This is a genomic window from Variovorax robiniae (genome assembly GCF_037889955.1).
Classification (GTDB): Bacteria; Pseudomonadota; Gammaproteobacteria; order Burkholderiales; family Burkholderiaceae_C; genus Variovorax; species Variovorax robiniae.
Genome location: NZ_JBBKZS010000005.1, coordinates 392899 through 409418, shown reverse-complemented (window position 1 = coordinate 409418; position 16520 = coordinate 392899). Strand labels below are relative to the sequence as shown.

At 61.5% G+C, this 16520-nt stretch carries 14 protein-coding genes; 5 read left to right on the top strand and 9 right to left on the bottom strand.

Features of this window, described 5'->3' with window-relative positions; all coding sequences use genetic code 11:
* Positions 1-409: 409 nt before the first annotated feature.
* Complete coding sequence (locus WKW79_RS15255) at positions 410-868, bottom strand: hypothetical protein (protein ID WP_340336002.1); 459 nt, start codon at positions 866-868, stop codon at positions 410-412.
* 735 nt (positions 869-1603) lie between these two features.
* Between WKW79_RS15255 and WKW79_RS15250 the strand changes: the two genes are divergently transcribed.
* Positions 1604-1855: a hypothetical protein gene (locus tag WKW79_RS15250; protein ID WP_340336001.1), complete on the top strand. Its 252-nt coding sequence runs from the start codon at positions 1604-1606 to the stop codon at positions 1853-1855.
* A gap of 216 nt (positions 1856-2071) precedes the next feature.
* Here WKW79_RS15250 and WKW79_RS15245 read toward each other — a convergent pair whose 3' ends face one another.
* From WKW79_RS15245 to WKW79_RS15220, 6 genes are all read right to left on the bottom strand, one after another.
* On the bottom strand, positions 2072-2896 hold the full coding sequence (locus WKW79_RS15245; protein WP_340336000.1) for a hypothetical protein: 825 nt from the start codon (positions 2894-2896) through the stop codon (positions 2072-2074).
* Between the two features lie 513 nt (positions 2897-3409).
* A complete protein-coding gene (locus WKW79_RS15240) occupies positions 3410-4231 on the bottom strand; it encodes an HAD domain-containing protein (protein WP_340335999.1) in 822 nt (273 codons plus the stop codon).
* A gap of 163 nt (positions 4232-4394) precedes the next feature.
* Complete coding sequence (locus tag WKW79_RS15235) at positions 4395-5207, bottom strand: ATP-dependent Clp protease proteolytic subunit (RefSeq protein ID WP_340335998.1); 813 nt, start codon at positions 5205-5207, stop codon at positions 4395-4397.
* 2 nt (positions 5208-5209) lie between these two features.
* Complete coding sequence (locus WKW79_RS15230; RefSeq protein ID WP_340335997.1) at positions 5210-7228, bottom strand: DEAD/DEAH box helicase; 2019 nt, start codon at positions 7226-7228, stop codon at positions 5210-5212.
* A gap of 422 nt (positions 7229-7650) precedes the next feature.
* Complete coding sequence (locus tag WKW79_RS15225; protein WP_340335996.1) at positions 7651-8007, bottom strand: hypothetical protein; 357 nt, start codon at positions 8005-8007, stop codon at positions 7651-7653.
* 924 nt (positions 8008-8931) lie between these two features.
* Positions 8932-10077: a S1 family peptidase gene (locus WKW79_RS15220; RefSeq protein ID WP_340335995.1), complete on the bottom strand. Its 1146-nt coding sequence runs from the start codon at positions 10075-10077 to the stop codon at positions 8932-8934.
* On the opposite strand from WKW79_RS15220, the gene WKW79_RS15215 reads away from it, so the two are divergent.
* Together WKW79_RS15215 and WKW79_RS15210 are read left to right on the top strand one after the other, a co-directional pair.
* On the top strand, positions 10007-10972 hold the full coding sequence (locus tag WKW79_RS15215; RefSeq protein WP_340335994.1) for an HNH endonuclease: 966 nt from the start codon (positions 10007-10009) through the stop codon (positions 10970-10972). The two genes, WKW79_RS15220 and WKW79_RS15215, sit on opposite strands and share 71 nt — an antisense overlap.
* A gap of 44 nt (positions 10973-11016) precedes the next feature.
* Positions 11017-11751, top strand: coding sequence for a hypothetical protein (locus WKW79_RS15210; protein WP_340335993.1), 735 nt, complete (start codon positions 11017-11019; stop codon positions 11749-11751).
* A 251-nt stretch (positions 11752-12002) separates the two neighbouring features.
* Here WKW79_RS15210 and WKW79_RS15205 read toward each other — a convergent pair whose 3' ends face one another.
* Positions 12003-12884 (bottom strand): competence protein CoiA family protein, encoded by an 882-nt coding sequence (locus tag WKW79_RS15205; protein WP_340335992.1) that lies wholly within the window; start codon positions 12882-12884, stop codon positions 12003-12005.
* A 34-nt stretch (positions 12885-12918) separates the two neighbouring features.
* On the opposite strand from WKW79_RS15205, the gene WKW79_RS15200 reads away from it, so the two are divergent.
* On the top strand, positions 12919-13992 hold the full coding sequence (locus tag WKW79_RS15200) for a hypothetical protein (protein WP_340335991.1): 1074 nt from the start codon (positions 12919-12921) through the stop codon (positions 13990-13992).
* Between the two features lie 373 nt (positions 13993-14365).
* On the opposite strand, the gene selD is transcribed toward WKW79_RS15200, so the two are convergent.
* Positions 14366-15421, bottom strand: a complete 1056-nt coding sequence (selD, locus tag WKW79_RS15195) for a selenide, water dikinase SelD (protein WP_340335990.1) — start codon at positions 15419-15421, stop codon at positions 14366-14368.
* An 18-nt stretch (positions 15422-15439) separates the two neighbouring features.
* On the opposite strand from selD, the gene mnmH reads away from it, so the two are divergent.
* On the top strand, positions 15440-16495 hold the full coding sequence (gene mnmH, locus WKW79_RS15190) for a tRNA 2-selenouridine(34) synthase MnmH (protein WP_340335989.1): 1056 nt from the start codon (positions 15440-15442) through the stop codon (positions 16493-16495).
* The last annotated feature ends 25 nt before the right edge of the window (positions 16496-16520 follow it).

Sequence of the window (16520 nt, the reverse complement as noted above, 5' to 3'; positions counted from 1 at the left end):
TTTAAAGGTTTTTGTGACTTTTGCTTACGTTAAAAGTACCAAGGCGTGGTGTTGGGTGGCGTGATCCGCAAGTTCCGGGGCAGTGGAAGTCACAGGGGCGTTGCCTGTCATGCGAGACCTGTCGCAGGGCGCGCCCAAAGCAAAAAGCCCGCTACCAAATTGATAGCGGGCTTCTCTTGAGTGGTGGCTCTTCACGGAGCCGACACCAGAATGTCGAATTCGGGGCCCCCAAGCCTTGTAGATCAACAACTTAGGGCGACGCGATTGAGGCCAGGGAGATGCCAAAAGCGTCACCCCAAAGTGTAACCCTAGAGGCGCACGGTTTTCATCGAAAGTGACGTCGTGGCCCGAGATTTCGGACGCCGCAGATGTGCAAAGTCCTGGACCCTCAGGCGAGCAGCGCTCCGAACTACGCGATCGCTTCAAGTTTTTCGAGCACGTCGATCACCGAGGCGTTGCGCCGCTTGAGGCCAGCGGCCTTCTCGAGGAAATCCTTCCAGGCCTGCGCCACCGTTTCCGAGACGGAAGCACCCCCGCCGGCCAGATCCTGCGCATGCCAGGTCAACGCGCGCTCGAACTCGTACTCCAAGCGCTTCATTGCCCACCTCGGCTCTTCTCCGATGCCGACCCCGACTCTGGCCCGTGCGCCGCCAGTCCACGAGCAGTGACTGATGAACGCGACGCGGTCTTCAACCGTGCGCAGATCCCCAAAATCGCCGTGGATCATGGCGAGTCGAATATCTTTCTCACGGCGCGCCACGTTGGCCTCGTGGGCTCGCGCGCGTCGTGTGCCCTCCTCCAAATGCTCGGACAGGTTCGTGAGAATCTGCGCTGCGCGAAGCAGTGCCTGCCGCTCTTCGTCATCCATGTTCGAGGTGCCTGGGGCCATCACCTGTCGAAGACCCGACGCAAGACGCTTGCAGTGAGCCGCCGCTTTCTTCAGACCCTTTGCAGAACCAGGCGACGGCGCCAATACTTTCTTTGACGAAGTCATGCGGGGTTCCCCCGCGCCAACTTGGAAACGAGCGACAACGTCCAATGGGGTGAACCCATGCCAACAACACCGTGACGCTTGCCGTGCGCCGTTCTGATTGAATCCACTTTCAACTCACGCCCTCCTACGATTGCGATATAGACAACGCAATAGGTGGAGTGCGCGTTACCAGATTCAATCGTGCAGAAGGCGGCCTCGCGCGAGTTTGTGCGCATCAAGGCGCGTCACGCAGGGATCGCACACGTCGTTGGACCGCAAAGCCCAGCCATAGACATCGAAGACGGCGTTGCCGTCCAACGTGCGCGACTAACGCGCTGTAATTTTTCCGCAGTGCGGGCGCATTACATTCTGCGGATTCATTACATATGGTCCATAACACCCAACGAGTTCGCCTCCCCTCCCCGCGAGTGCACTCCCAACGGTTTTCAGCAATCGGTATGGAATAACGTGAGGAGGGGGCGGGTGCCCGCCTTCGGTTTGAGGCATAGCGGATTTGCCTCCGAGACCTTCGTGTTGGTCGGCTCTCGGAATCCAAGGCTTGAACGGTCAGATGCTTGCGGAAGTCCTGCCGCAATCGGCTCGGCCTAAGCGCAATCATCCTGAGCAGGCATGGATGCCAATGAGCAGATGCAAAGTGCACCCTTCAGCCGATTGCGTTCGTCTTCTGCGAATCAGTCGCGCATCTTTCAGGCACGGCGTCAAAACACTGGTCGTGACATGCGCTACCTCGCCACACTTGGCGGCGACATGGCGACATGGCGACATGATGGCGTGATGGTCCTGCCCGCAGTATTCCTGCGATTGATCCCCATCGCGCTTCCGTTTCCATTACGTAAGGCATCGCTCGCTCGACCGGGATGATGACTTTGCCCCTCGGGGACTTCTTGCCCGCATGACCCTCCTTGAAATTCTTGGTTGCAGCCTGACCCCTGATGAGTTTCAAGGGATCGCACGGTCAAGTCCATTCAGAGTGGGAACGGGGTAGCGGTCATGGCGATCTCTGACCTTGCCACGATCGCACGCGCGATGAAGCGAGTTCGACGCCCGATTCATTGGATCGCACGCGCCTCCGATCGTTTAGCCGTCCACTTCTGCGAAAAGATGCCGCACTGGATGCAGCGTGGGAAGATTCTCCTGTCCCATCCAGTGACCGGACGCTTCCATGCGGAGAAGCGTGCGGCACGCGTCGTACCACGCGTCAAACTCACCGGCCCGAACCTTCGCGTCGACCGTTTCCACATGAGCGCGGATGATCGAAAGCTGGTCCGTTGTCAGTTCATTAAGTGCCACGAAGGCGCCAATCCGATCAGCGCTTGCCCTGTCGCTCAGACACAGCCCAAAGCGCCCGCGCCCACAATTTACCCACGTTGCGCCCCTCCAGCGCCTGGGCGCAATGCCGGTCAGCGAGGCTGCCTGGTACCAGCGAAGCGTATCGGCCGCCCACTTGCTGCGCGATCCTTCGAGCGCTTGGCACAGCACGAGATGGCGCGCCGCTTGCGCACGAGGGGTGCGTTGGGCGCGTTCCTCCAACTGCATGGTCCGTTGTCGTTGGAACTTGAGCTCTCGCGCAATGGCTGCGTCCTTCTCTTCATGCGAGCAGAAGTGACCCAATTCATCCACGTGCGGCACAAGCATCCCAAGCAGCCTGCGCTTCGCATAGTAGGCGGGAATGATGCCTTGGAGAATTGCGGCGTCCAGAACATGAAGCACTGCCGTCTTTTTTGAGCGTTCCGTGGCAGGCGTCCACTCGATTCGCTCGGCGAGAAGGGCGTCGACCACGCGTCCGTAGGGGGATTCATCTGGGCTGCCGTGCAGGTCAGCGCTGATGGCGAAAGCGTCGAGCCGGTCGTAAACATCCTGGTATCGCGTCGAGGTTCCCGTTGGCGTAGCAGAGGGGGACATTTAATATTCCCGAAATGGAGATTCAAATATCCTTCCAGAAAAATTCGACACAATTCCGTGAGATCGCCTCGCGGCCAGCAAAAATCTGGCGCTAACGGCGCTGTTGGACCGCAAAGAGTGGCCCTTGTCACTTATCAACTCTGGGTGCGAGAGATTGGGGGCTAACTCGCTTGGACGCGGGTACCGAAGCATTTTCGATCACGAAGAGACTGCGTCACTCGTTTCGTTGGGCATCCTTCTCGTGATCGGATCACCGATGCCGAAAGACTTCGAAAGCGAAAGATTTCCGCCTCCGGATTGACGCAGCGCGAAAGTATTTTCGACGCCGAAACACCGTGTTCGCGAAGGCGTTACGACATCGAAAATTTCGCTTTCGCAAATGTGCAGCTGCCCTGGCCGAGGATGGAAGCCGCGCTTTCGTGAAGAGATTCGGCATCGAAATGGCCGAGAACGCAGCATGTCATCGGAACATTTCGTTCTCGAAAATGCGAGCGTTGATGCGCGAGACTGTCCTCAATCGGACGCGACGGACAGGTCCTCGAACATCCAATTGAAGCGGCCGTTGTTCGCCGCCACGGACTCACAGATGTCGCGCAGTACGCGCCAAGTCGGTCCGTCCAGACCCCCGCGGCGCGTCTGCACGAGTCGCGAATGAGCCCCTTCCCACAATTCCGCATCGTCGTCGACTGCGAGCCAGCGAGCATGGGGGGCGTTCTTGGCGATCCAGTCTTGCATCAGCCGCGCACGTGTTCCCGGCTCGCGATGCTCTTCGTCGTGAGGGGAAAGGACCCCGACGACGCGCTCATCCAGGATGGGCGGAAGGAGTGCGCGTAGCGCTTCAGGCTGCATGGTATTGCGCCATGAGGTGCCGATCACCAAGCGAACTTGCAGCCGTCCGAGATCACGGAACGCACTGGAAAAGAACGCGGCGCGATCAAAAAGAAAGTCGACATTATCAGATGTCAGCCCGTAGCGCGCCCTCCTTTCCCTGTTCACAGTTTCCAAAAATTGCTCGGCATTGATGCGTCCGGCCGCATAGTCCGCGCAATGTTGCTTGAGTGGCCCAAGCTCGGTGCTATGCAGGACACCGTCGAAATCCAGTGCCACATACAGTTCGGTTTTCTTCACTTTTCTTGCCTTTCTCGGTGGCCAAAATTGTTCCAGTTGTCGTTGCTTGTGCCAAATTTCGAGAAGAAATACGTGCGCTTTGATGAGCGCCGTTTGCTGCGATTCGTCAGTGGCCTTTCCCCATGCATGGAGCGCTGACAACAACACCTCGCGACGGTGACGACGGAACGGGCGTATTTCAGGAAATCCTTTCAGTAACATGGGCATAGGGGGATGTTTTTGCAGTCCATAAACTGGGCAAGGGCACCCAATTGCGCGCGCATCGGGCGGCTTCGGACAACACCATCTGTCGCTCGCTCGCCAACAAAAATTGGACGCACGGTTGCCTGACGGGTGTTGAGTCCTTTGCGAGGGCTGCCAATCCCTGCGACTACATGACCGGGCGCGGGTGCGAAACGGCCGGATCGTCAGGCGCGCTCGATAGGGGTTCTGAGGCCGGCTGCAAGTCCGGTCGATCCAGAACGCTGTCGAGGAGACACAACGCCCACGCCTCGGCCGCACTCATCCCGCGGTCCTCGGAGAAGCGACGCGACAGCATCCGCCGATATGGCTCGATCGACCGACGTTCGATGCACTGCGCGAATGACCTCACCGTCGTGGCGAGCGACAGCGAGCCGAGCGAGGTGATTGGTGGCTGCCCGGCCGATTTTGAAGTCCGTCTTCCAGATCGCTTGATCAGGTGTCCGCAACGCGCTGCACCTTCTGCCGCCAGAGCGTGCCATCCGCCGAAGCCACGGACCTGGTGCCCGACGAGGCGATCGAGATGGAACAGATCCTTGCCATGGAGCAAGGCACCCAGGCTCGTTGCGGCGCTGGCGGTGAACATGGCGTTGGCACCCTCTACCCGCGCCGGATGAAAAAGCAGGGTCGTAGAACTCGATGCCGAGCGGCCGCCGATGTCGCCCATGGCGAGCAACATCGCAGCGGCGCTGCCTGCCCTGAAGCAAGCCTTGGTGCCGACCTCTCGCCCGAGCCCTCGCCAGCGCTCGAGCCTGGCCAGCATGTGCTCCAGTGCCGTGACCTGGCCGCCGGGGCTGTTGATCTCGATTGTGATGCGGTTGTACTGGTAGTAGTCAAACAGCAGATCGAGACCGGATCCGAAATGCAGCGCCATGTCCTCGGTAATTTCGCCGCTGAGCAGCAGCGCGCCGGTGTGGGTCGAGGGATGAATGCTGATGCTCATGCTTACCTGTTCTCGGTGGTTGGTTCGACGCAGGCGAGTCCCTGGAGATCGGCTTGGCCGCGCCCCCACTGGCCGTCGGCAAGGAGGTAGTACGCCTCGCCAGGGCGCAGTTGCGCGGGACGGCGCACGTCCACGATGTGCGCGCCACCATTGCCGGGAGGAGGGAGTTGGTTGCGAAGCCAGTTCACTGTCTGGTCGTCCGTGGACCGAAAGAAGAACTTGGATGGCGAATTACTTTGGATGATCTCCAGCGCTGCCTGCCCCGACGAAAGACTCCCTAGCTCATAGCGCAGGCTTGCCAGCGACTGCGTGGCAAGCAGCGTGATGCAGCGGAATGCGCGGCAACGGTCCAGAAAAGACTGTTCGCCCGATTCGGGGTCGCTCGTGACGAAGCGCTGTGCTTCGTCCACGACGATACCGATAGGGCGCTCCTGGTCTGTTCGTGCAAAGACCGCCTCGAAGAACTTTGTCTTCAGGGCCTGTGCAGCGAGGCGATGGCCCGCGCGCATCTCGGGCGAAAAAAGAATGACCTTTCCTTCTTCGACCAGTCGAAGGACGTTGGTCCTTGGCTGCTCGTTCGTGGGCCGCACATCGAAGTCAACCAGTGCCATCGTTTCCGGGTCGGCCATGAGTGCGCCCAGCGTATCGCAGGCGCTCATGAGCACGTAGTTGAATTGCTCGATCAGATCGCGATCGGCGGTGTAGGCCTCTAGGGCGCGGGCGATCGCTCCGAGATCCAGTCCCACGCTTTTGCAGTGCTTCGCGATCAGTCGGTTGACCTTCACCAGGTGTCGGCCGCTCAGGCGTGCGTTGGCCATGACGTTGCGCACATCCGACCAGAAGGAGGCGGGGCCGGTCGCGCAGCCGAGCTCAAGGGCGATTTCGTGGAAGATGCGCATCCGCATGCCTTGCCTGGCGCTCAAGCGCGCAAAGGCGTCGTCGAGCTGGACGAGGTCGCGAAGAAGGGCCATGCCCAAGCCGCGCCAGTAGGCGTTGTCGCTTGCGTCATTGCGCGCTGGCAGGAAGACCTCCAGCTTGGCCAGCCGCTCACTTGGCGTGAGGGGCGAGTTCGCCGGGAAGAATTCGATGGGCGGTGCACCGCCGTCGATGACGACTAGGCGATCGAGTTCGCCCAGTTCCCGCAAGGTGGCGTGGACGCGCCCCGAAAGTTCGTTCTTCGGGTCGACCACTAGCAAAGACGCAGCCTTGCCGTTGTGAAGCCGGTAGCGCAGCAGCGCATCTAAGACCGGAACAAGCGCAGAAGCCGTTTTGCCGGCGCCTGTTCCGCCAATGGCCAGCACATTGGTGAGTTGCGTCGGATGGAGAGCATCCGGCAACCCGAAAAACGCTCGGCTTCCGGCCTGGGCAAGCTGCAGAGGCGGATCGGTGCTGCGAAAGGGGTTCGGGACGCGAATCATCCGACGCGCCTCAACAGGTGCGCGATCCGGAGCTTCGTGCGGCAGCGGCCGAAGCACGGCCATGAAGGCCTGGATGCCCGCGACGAGATCGTCCTCGTCCACGCCGGCGATTGCAGCAATCCTCTCCAGGCGTGCGTTGCGACGAAGCAGGGATGCGTTGGTGGTGCAGCGCGCGTCCCGCAGCTCGCACAGGAACGGCTGGAGGCTGCCGCGGATCGAGGCCTTCCTGGATCGCTCCAAAGCCAGCGGCGCACTGCGGGTTCCCGATTGCGGGAGCCACAGCGCATACAGCAGGGCTCGGGTCACGAGAAGCGGGATCTTGCTCGGCGGTTGTGATTTTTGTGTGCTGGCCCGTCTTGCGGCATGACGCAGGGCGCGGCGGAACTGGAGGGCGTGCATGCTCAGGTCGAGCGACGTCCGGACGTGCACGGTCAGCGGGGACTTCGTGCAGGCAGGCTCGAGGTTCAGGACGCCTGTCATGGTGTCCGGTGCAGATCGACGGCGACGCGTGCCGGCACCGGTCTTGTCGGCAGTTCTGTTCTTGTGTTGATCCCCTTGATCGTCGTCAAGCGCGTAGCGCTTGGCGGTGAATTCGTGTCCCATCGTGTTGGCTCTCCTTCGGCGAAATTCATGGCATTGCCATTGCTGCGTTGCGAGCAACGACAGCGTCGTACGGCCGCTCGCAATCGCGGGCGACAGGTCATTGGCAGGAACAGCAAAGTGCAGCGATGCGCTGCGGCCGAAACTAGCCCGGCTTCAGAAAGAGATCAAAACGCAGAGCGTCGAGTCCTTGATCAGCCAGCGGCCGCAACCACACCGCGCTTGATGAGGTTGCTCGTATGACTATCAAGGCGTTCATGGGCATCTGGTGAAAGGTGGCGTAGCAATTGTTCTGCAAGAGCGACTGGCATGCAAGAAATCGGCTGCTGCAGTGGTGCGCAATCGAAGCCCAGAAGCTGCGGACATCTTCCGAGCGAAAGCATTCGACAAAAGTTTTGCATTGGGTCTATGAAGTGCGCGACTTCCTATCCGGATTGAACCTCGTTCAGCCAGCCGTCGGGCCATCGGAGTTGGACCTCGATCACTTCCGGTGGCGCTACAGGGCGGTGCAGCTCAATCTCCAGTGGTGTGATGGTCCTCTGCCACTCGACTTCCCTGAGCCAGGCATCCGGCATCAAGGCCTCCCGGCTGAAGGAGACGCCATCGTGGAAGGTGGCTCCGCCGTCGTCCGAGATCCGGGTCGACAACTGTGGCGCCTGGAAGCGGACTCGCCAAATCAAGCCAAGACACGCGTGGATTTGTTCCTGCCATAGGACCAGCGCCACTTGGCCCTTCCTGTTGCCGTGGGTCGCAATGGCCATCGAGCTTTGCGCGACGTTCATAGGAATGTGCTCCTCGGATGGGTACCGGTTTGGTTATGAAGTGAGTGGGGCGCTTGCCTACCTTGTCTGCACACATCGGATCCGCGCCACTTCGCGATTGCCTCTGGCAAGCCCTGTTGCTTCACCTTCATCAAAGTGGTCGAGTGCACCGATGAAATTCGATTGCGCTTGCTTCCTGACGTCCGTGAGCACCTGATCTCTCAGCGTCTGGCAGGTCCTTTGGTCGGGTGTTGGAACGACTTGAATCACCGGGCCCCACGAACTGCCCGCCACGAACGCGGAAATCACGAGCCAGTGCATCGATGTACCTCGTATCCATGTTTGTCGTCCAAACTGAAGCGGCGGCTCCGTGGGGCGGAGTAAGCGCGCGCGCTTCCATTCATTCGGCGCTGCGCATGCAGCGTTGTTAGCAAGGAAGCGTCGCTACCAGATGACCCAAGAGGGTCGGGTCTCGAGGAAGCCAGCTGAGTGGTCGCAGAAAGAGCGGCGGCAGGGCATTCGTCTTCTTCGCAGGGATCAGGGCCGGAGGGCAACGCCAGTAGTGAACAAGCGGGATTCAGTCGAGACGGGGTTGTTGTCGGTAGGTGCATTGACGGTCCTTTGCAAATACGCACGCGAGGTGATGGGCCCTGCGAGGGATCTTCGCGGCGGACGTATGAAAAGGCTGATCAATTGCTGATGAGATTAGTCTGTCGATGACGCCGCTTGCGCTGGTGGTGCAAGAGGCCGGGCGAAGTCTAGGCGGGTCTTCGGATTTCGACAAATTTTCGCCAAGTATTAACGGCCGCTTCGGCGTGCCGTGGAATGGCGTCTGGGGCCCATTGCTGAACTGCGGCCTTCTGGCCCGAACTTCGGCACTGCAGCGACAGCGGACAGTCAGCAATGGCTACTTAATACAGGTGCATAAGCTACCTATGGCCGCGATTAGGACCAAGCGCTATATCCAAGGCTGATCTCATCGTTGTAGACGCACAGCGCAAATGCGTCCGGCCGCTCAATCGTGACACCAAACTTGTTGCCGAGGTGCAAGAGGGTAGCGGGCGCGGGCCGGGGGTAGGGATCAGCGGGCCATACCGGGTTTGCTTGCGACCTAACGAGGGCTGGCCAAACGTGAGATACAAAAGACGTGTTGCCGCCCACGATGGCGGCAGACACGATCCCCACCAAAAATCCTCGACTGTCGAACACCGGGCCGCCGCTCATGCCGCCGGACGCTTCGCAGTCCACGGCCACACAGGGGCCAACGATCATGCTTCCCGCACCTTCTGGATAGACCTGCAAGACTCGCGTTTTCAGGCAACCCGGCGTGAGTTCCATGCGTATCACCGACGCGATCTCCTCGGTCTCGCGAACTGCGGAAAGGCCGGTTAGTGTGAGTTCGTCACCCACCTGCGGCATCCGGGTCGTAATGTGTGCGACGGTGAACCTTCGCTCGGGTGGGTAGTTGGACGTGAGCGACATCGAGAGGATCGCAAGATCGCTGTCTGGAACCAGCGTCACGTGCTTTACCGTCCACAGGAGCATCCCGCCTGGAATCGGTGCTTGGCCGACAAGCGTTGCGCCCGTACCTGTGAGTTTCTCGTAAAAACCTCTGTCCTGGAGCACGTGTGCGGCACAGATCGCAAGGCCGGGTCCGACGAGGACGCCGGAGCCAGTCGTGTGGTGTCCGTCGTCGTCACGAAAACTCAGCGCCAACAAGATACCCTGCTGAGAGGCAACGGGCATGTAGTCGCCGTTGGCGCCTTCAAAACGAAAGCACTTTGCATCGAACCTCAGCGGATCGCCGCGCCGCAGGCCCCTCTCCGGATTCAGATCCGCGAACGTCGAGAACTGTTCAATTTCCACAAGCTGTTCCGGTAACTCCAACCATTTGACCGATTCTCTTCGGTTGCGCAAGGATGCACATACGCGCTCCACAGCGCGGCACGAGCCGCGTGCAGCTTTTGGCGCAGGCCGAATCATGGGCATTACACGCTCACCATCATCGAAGTTGTGAGGATTGATCTCGGATCGCTTCCGCTTCAACGGACAATCGCTCCACAAACAAGCAGCGGCATCGAGGTTTACCATCGAAGTTTCATGGCCGGGTCTGCAGTGCATAGTCTGCCTTGCGACCTCAGATCTCACTGTGGAGCATCTGATCCCCGAGTCACTCGGAGGACGCTTGACTTCGCGGCTGTTGTGCCGTGCATGCAATTCGCGGATCGGCCATCAGGCTGAGGGCCGAGCAAAGGCCGATCCCACGATTCGATCGCTGGTCGCGAAACTGGCCCCCGCGATACCTAAGCTCGCTGTTCAGTTCGCTGAAGGACAACGTTACGTGTCGTCTGGGCCAGGTGGCGTATCGCCTGGGTACGTCAAGGGCGGCGAGTTCCTCGTCAGATCGACGAGGCTCGATGATGGCTCATTGATCCAACCGACACCGCAGGCCGCCAAGACCCTCCAGCAATTGCTTGTCCGCGAGAATCACGCCGCAGTCGACATTGCGCGGGCATTGCAGCGGTTCACGGACGCGCCAGAGAATACCCGGGTCGAAATTGCGCCGAGGATCGAGGTGGTCAAGTGGCGTATCGAGGGAATTCAGCCGGCACTCGATGGTCCGCTGCTCAACCTCCTCGTCCCAATCAAGTCGGCCTACGAGTTTCTGGCCCTGCATCTGAACACTGCAATTTGCGCGGACGCACCGGGGCTGCGTGCGATCCGCGCCGCGCTCAGGGGGTCGCCGATCGATCTTGCCCACATCACCGTCGAGCGCTTGCAAGCGCCCGAGGCCAAACCTTTCCATGGCCTTCTTTTTGAAGGCAATAACCCCTGGGCTACGGTGCAGGTACGCTACTTCGGTCAGCTCGCGTTTCGAATTCACTTCCGAACCTTGTCGGTCGACGGCCCGCGGTTCGTCTACACGCACAACCTGGAGAGCAATGACGAGCATGTCGCCACGTCGACCGACCCCGTCGAGCCATAACGTTGGCGGCTCTATCTGTTTTGTCTGGCATGGGAACCCCTGACATGGCACTCTCGAAAGATGCGCGCGAACGTCTCATCTTCGAACACTTTGCAAGGACTATGGGCCTTCTGCCTCACGGTACTTTCACTAGCCAGCCGGAACCGGAGCCGGACATTCTTTACGTGGCGGCCGACGGGACCAGCCAAGCCTTTGAGCTCGTCGAGATCATTGACCAGGACTACTCTGCTTCGCTAGGTCAGTCCTTCATCACGAAGGATGCCTGCAACGCGTACCTCGATAACCTGCCGGCGCCACAGGCTACCGCCTTCCGCTCGGCGTTCCGGAACGCCGACATCGCGCTGACCTTCTGCGACAACATGAGCGGGCGACGCCGCAAGAATGCGCTTCCCGCCATTTTTCGACATCTGGCCGTTTTGCCCGATGGATTCACAGGTGATGTATTTAAGGGCGGCAACCCGCTGAAAACCATCCTAAGCTATGCGCACATTGGGCGCGGCAGCTTCGCCGGTCCGATCTTCAACACCACCTCCGTGACTTGGGTGGGCGATCCGTCTGTAGATGCGCTCAAAGGCAAGATGGCAAAGCGCTACACGCCGCAGGGGCAGCTTAATCTCTTGGCCTACATCGACGGCAACCCAATGTTCCCCGACGATGTTTGGCTTGCTGATCTCGAGGACTACCTCGGCACGCTTGATACCGAGTGCCAGTTTGCAAGGATCTTCATCTACGATTGCGGAACCAGCACCGTCAAGAGAACGTGGCAGCGCTCACCATAACTCCTGAGCTAATCACCGCGCCTCATGAGCCAAGACGAAAGACCGAACTGCTCCACTGTGCTGACGGTCTCGCCAGCGGGGTCGCATTCAACGTCGCCAAAATCCGCAATCGCAGCGGCCTGAGTGTCGGCTTATTCGCGCACCGCGAAACTGAGCGTTGCCAGTTGTCGAGTGTCTCCGATCAGTCTGAACCGCCAGTTCCTGCCTGATCGGTGGCAGCCCCGGCCAGCCTTTCATACGCCGCCCCGCAACTAGACTCCCGCAGCGATAGTGCGGAGTTGCGCGCGGGCCGCCTCCGCCCGGAAGCGCGGGATCACCCAGCTGAAGTAGGTGCCGCGGTACTGCCCCAAATGCTGGCGCGCGACAGTGCGCACCACCGAGACTACGTCGGGGTCATAACGCACCGCCTTGATGGCGATGTCACCGCTGGGCAACTCTTTGACCGAGATCCAACGGCCGCGGAGCTTGACGATTTCCTCGGGCAAGAACTGGCGCCTCGGTGTGGACACTGTCGGCGGAACGGACGGCGGCTCGCTGCTGGGCTCGGCCTCTTCCAAGCGCACTGGCCAAAGCCAGCTCTTGCAGGCGATGTCTTCAAGCAACGCGTGCTTGACTCGACCGACGTCGAAGGCAGTAGGCGTGAAGGCCCTGAGGTCGATTTCAAGCGCGGACAGCCGCAGATCGCCATAGTCTTGGCGCTTCTGAGAGTCGCAAAACGAGGTATAGGCGACCTCGATGGCCACACTTATGCCAGCGGTTGTGGCCGCCAGCAGGTCCGGGCGCCGGTCCCCAACCACCACCTCCTCCTCGATGCTGGTGCACGCCAAGAGGATTCGCGGGCCTTTGTCGTCTCCAAGGCCGAGGGCAAGCGCCGCAGCTGCGTTGACCGGCACCACCAGGCCACCCGCCTCGACGATCACACGCTTGGCGAAGCGGTGGAGGTCGGATTCGTAGCTTGACGCACAGGGCTGGGCGTTGGAGCTGTGGGCGAAGTGGTGCTCCCGCACGTCGCCTTGGCGCGCGATCACCTGCTCGCCGCACACGGCGCAGCGGCAGTCGCACGCTAGCCCGCGCTCGACCTCCGTCACGTGAACGAAGCGGTCGGAGGAATGAACTGCAAACAATGCCAACATAAGGACTCCATGAGTTGAGTTGAGGAGAACCCAAGTGTTCAGAGACGAAGCGGCGCCAACCAGTCCAGAACCGGTTGCAAACCGGTTGCCGACGGTTGCGGAACTACTGCCGTGCTTTCAGGAGTGGCTCGCTGGCCAGCACGTTGAGTCCAACGCCCTGGCACTGCTTCGCGCCTTGGGTAACGAGTCGGCCAAGGTCGCGCACCTTACGGGCCGCGGGGAGCAACTGGAATTCAATGCGGAGGATCTGGTGCAAGTCTGCTGGCCGGAGCTAGTCGATTTCGACTCCGCAAAGATGAAGGTCAAGAACGCCAAGCTCGAGCAGTACCTCTCCAGCCGGTCCGTGGACAGGGAAGCGTTCTTCGCGCAGCGCGGCTTGAAGCATTCCCTCCGCCTGCGCAAGCGCTCGACGTCGGGACACCACCGCGCGCAGTGGTCACTGGAACCCTACGCACTGACGCCCCAAGAGGAAACGATCGAGCCGCACGCTGCGTCCGACGTCAGCCACATAGGTCGGCTTGAGCCGGTGGGACCAGGGGATGCGGGTCCCGCCTGTCTGCGGATCGAATACGCCTACGCGCCTGCCGGCACCGTTAAGCCATCTTGGGTCGCGCGCCCACTGTTCGGGAGCGGCTCGTTCAAGACAAAGTCCCTGCGCGGTTTGCTGTTCGCGAGCACCGTTATGGCGCCGATGGCGTGCATCGCGCTCCTGGCGGCGATCGTGTGGCTGATGCTGTTCGTAAATCGACCTGTGACGACGGCGGACCTTGCTTTTTTCGTCTGCGCGGCGGGGATTGGCTGGGTCTTATGGGATTTCGTTCGCCAGCTCTGGTGGTTGCTGGCGGACCGGATCGTGCCTGCCGCCGACGTGCTGGTGAGATGGAACGAGCCCCCAGCTCAGCTTGAGAGCTTCAAGCAGGGCGACGCGCGCATCATCGGCTTAGTGCGCTACAGCGCCACTTGCCCCGTTTGCGCAGCAACGGTGGAGCTACGCTACGGCGCGGGCCACGAGCGGCGTCGCCTATTCGGCTGCTGCGTCGAGGCGCCGCAGGAGCACGTTTTCACCTTTGACCGGGTCACTCGGCAAGGCAAGACCGCGCCCCGGTAGGTCACTGCCGCCAAGCCAACAACCATCGCGATGCAGCGGTTGCTGCTGTAACGCGTTGCTCAGCGAAATCACACCTTGATGCTGATCGCAGACATCCAAACGGAATGACGAGATCCAATCCCACGACCGCTGCCAAGTGTTGCGGTCATAGTTCGCTGCTTGGCACTGGTCGACCGAGCGATCGCGTGGGTTTCAGGGTTGCAATTGGCGATCGAAGCGCCATCGAATAGAGACACATGAGCGACCTATTGGGATGCTGACACTCTCCACGCCGGCCCGGCGCTGCGCTCCCAACGTCGTGCCATGCGCTTACGTCTCGCCGCCGCTTTTCGGCGAGGAGATTTGATCGTGAGGCCACGAGAACTGACGATGGTTATGGGAGGAAGGCCACGCCCGGCGTTTCGCCCGCCGATATGGCGCATAGCGTGCCCACGGTTGCGGCCTGCGCAAAGCCGGCACCGCGAAACGCTTCGAGCACAGCAGGGGCGCTCTCGGGCCTGCAGGACACGAGCAGACCGCCGCTGGTCTGCGGGTCTGACACCAGCGCGCGCTGCCAATCCGGCGCGTTCGCAGGCCACGCGATCTGGCCGCCATAACCGGCCCAGTTGCGCCCCGACGCGCCCGTCACGATGCCCTGCTGCGCAAAGGGCAACGCGCTTTCGATCAGCGGCAGCGACGCCAGCGACACTTCGGCCGCGAGCCCGGAGCCCCGGCAGATCTCCAGCAGATGGCCGGCCAGGCCGAAGCCGGTGACGTCCGTCATCGCATGCACGCCGTCGAGCGTGGCCAGCGTGGTGCCGACGCGATTGAGCTGCGTCGTGTGGCGGATCATCTCGGCATAGCCGCCCCCATCGAGCAGCCCCTTCTTGAGCGCCGCCGACAGGATGCCCACGCCCAGCGGCTTGCCCAGCACCAGCACATCACCGGCCTCGGCCGCCGAGTTGCGCCGCACCCGGTCGGGATGCACCAAGCCCAGCCCGACCAGCCCGTAGATCGGCTCCAGCACGTCAATGCTGTGCCCGCCCGCGATCGGAATGCCGGCCTCGCGGCAGATGCTCGCGCCGCCTTCGAGCACGCGGCCGATCACCTCCGGCGGCAGCTTGTCGATCGGCATGCCGACGAGTGCCAGCGCCATGATCGGCGTGCCGCCCATCGCGTAGATGTCCGACAAGGCGTTGGTCGCCGCGATGCGGCCGAAGTCGTATGGGTCGTCGACGATCGGCGTGAAGAAGTCGGTGGTGGCGACCAGCGCCTGCGCGTCGTTGAGTCGGTAGACGGCGGCGTCGTCGCTGGTCTCGGTGCCGACCAGCAGCTCCGGCGGCACGATGCCCTGCGGGGCGCGTGCCAGAATCTCGGCCAGCAGGCCCGGGGCAATCTTGCAGCCGCAACCGCCGCCGTGTGAAAAACGTGTGAGAGCGATCGGTTCCATGCCCTTGAGAATAAACCCATGACCCATCGCGGACCGGTACGCGTCGCCGACATCCCCGACTTCGACGTGCTGATCGACGCGCGCTCGCCCTCCGAGTTCGCGCTCGACCACATACCCGGCGCCATCAACTGCCCGGTGCTCGACGACGATGAGCGCCGCATCGTCGGCACGATCTACAAGCAGACCGGCGCCTTCGAGGCACGCCGCGTGGGCGGCGCGATGGTCGCGGCCAACCTGGCGCGCCATCTAAACGAACGATTCGCGGACAAGCCGCCAGACTGGAAACCGTTGGTGTATTGCTGGCGTGGCGGGCTGCGCAGCGGGTCGATGGTTGCGTGGCTGCGCCTCGTGGGCTGGGATGCGCGGCAGCTCGCCAGTGGCTACAAGAGCTTCCGGCATGACGTAATCGATCAGTTGGCCGCGTGTGTTCCCCGGCTCAGGCTCAAGGTGATCTGCGGCGCCACTGGCAGCGCCAAGACGCGCGTGTTGCAGGCGCTCGCGGCGCGCGGTGAGCAGGTGCTGGACCTCGAAGGGTTGGCGCGGCACAAGGGCTCCTTGCTGGGCGCGCTGCCGGGCGTGCCACAGCCCTCGCAGAAGGCTTTCGAAACGCAACTGGCAACAGCATTGAAGCCGTTCGATCTGGAGCGCACGGTGTATGTCGAAGGCGAAAGCGCGCGCATCGGGCGCATCTCGCTGCCGATCCCATTGGTGGAGCGGATGCGCGGAGGCAATTGCATTGAAGTGGTCGCCACGCCTGAGGCGCGGCTCGACTACCTGCTGCGCGACTACGCCTACCTTGGCGACAACGGCGAATCGCTTGCGACGCAGCTCGGGATGCTCAAGGAAATGCAGGGCAAGGAGACGGTTGCGCGCTGGCAAGGATGGGCGCGCACGCATGCGTTGTCACCTCTGTTCGAGGAACTGATGCGCCTGCACTACGACCCGCACTACGCACGCTCGCAGGCGCGTCATTTTGCGAAATGGGAGGCGCGCCGCCGCATCGCTGCGACTGATCTTTCCGACACGGGGATCGAGGCCATCGCCGACGCGGTCCTGACGCTTCCTCCAGTCTGATGGGCCAGCCTCATCCCTGATCCGT

Excerpts from the sequence above, each read along its gene's own strand:
- WKW79_RS15255 (WP_340336002.1), bottom strand. The coding sequence starts at position 868 with ATGGATGACGAAGAGCGGCAGGCACTGCTTCGCGCAGCGCAGATTCTC.
- WKW79_RS15250 (WP_340336001.1), top strand. The coding sequence starts at position 1,604 with ATGGATGCCAATGAGCAGATGCAAAGTGCACCCTTCAGCCGATTGCGT.
- WKW79_RS15245 (WP_340336000.1), bottom strand. The coding sequence starts at position 2,896 with ATGTCCCCCTCTGCTACGCCAACGGGAACCTCGACGCGATACCAGGAT.
- WKW79_RS15240 (WP_340335999.1), bottom strand. The coding sequence starts at position 4,231 with ATGCCCATGTTACTGAAAGGATTTCCTGAAATACGCCCGTTCCGTCGT.
- WKW79_RS15235 (WP_340335998.1), bottom strand. The coding sequence starts at position 5,207 with ATGAGCATCAGCATTCATCCCTCGACCCACACCGGCGCGCTGCTGCTC.
- WKW79_RS15230 (WP_340335997.1), bottom strand. The coding sequence starts at position 7,228 with ATGGGACACGAATTCACCGCCAAGCGCTACGCGCTTGACGACGATCAA.
- WKW79_RS15225 (WP_340335996.1), bottom strand. The coding sequence starts at position 8,007 with ATGAACGTCGCGCAAAGCTCGATGGCCATTGCGACCCACGGCAACAGG.
- WKW79_RS15220 (WP_340335995.1), bottom strand. The coding sequence starts at position 10,077 with ATGGTAAACCTCGATGCCGCTGCTTGTTTGTGGAGCGATTGTCCGTTG.
- WKW79_RS15210 (WP_340335993.1), top strand. The coding sequence starts at position 11,017 with ATGGCACTCTCGAAAGATGCGCGCGAACGTCTCATCTTCGAACACTTT.
- WKW79_RS15205 (WP_340335992.1), bottom strand. The coding sequence starts at position 12,884 with ATGTTGGCATTGTTTGCAGTTCATTCCTCCGACCGCTTCGTTCACGTG.
- selD (WP_340335990.1), bottom strand. The coding sequence starts at position 15,421 with ATGGAACCGATCGCTCTCACACGTTTTTCACACGGCGGCGGTTGCGGC.
- mnmH (WP_340335989.1), top strand. The coding sequence starts at position 15,440 with ATGACCCATCGCGGACCGGTACGCGTCGCCGACATCCCCGACTTCGAC.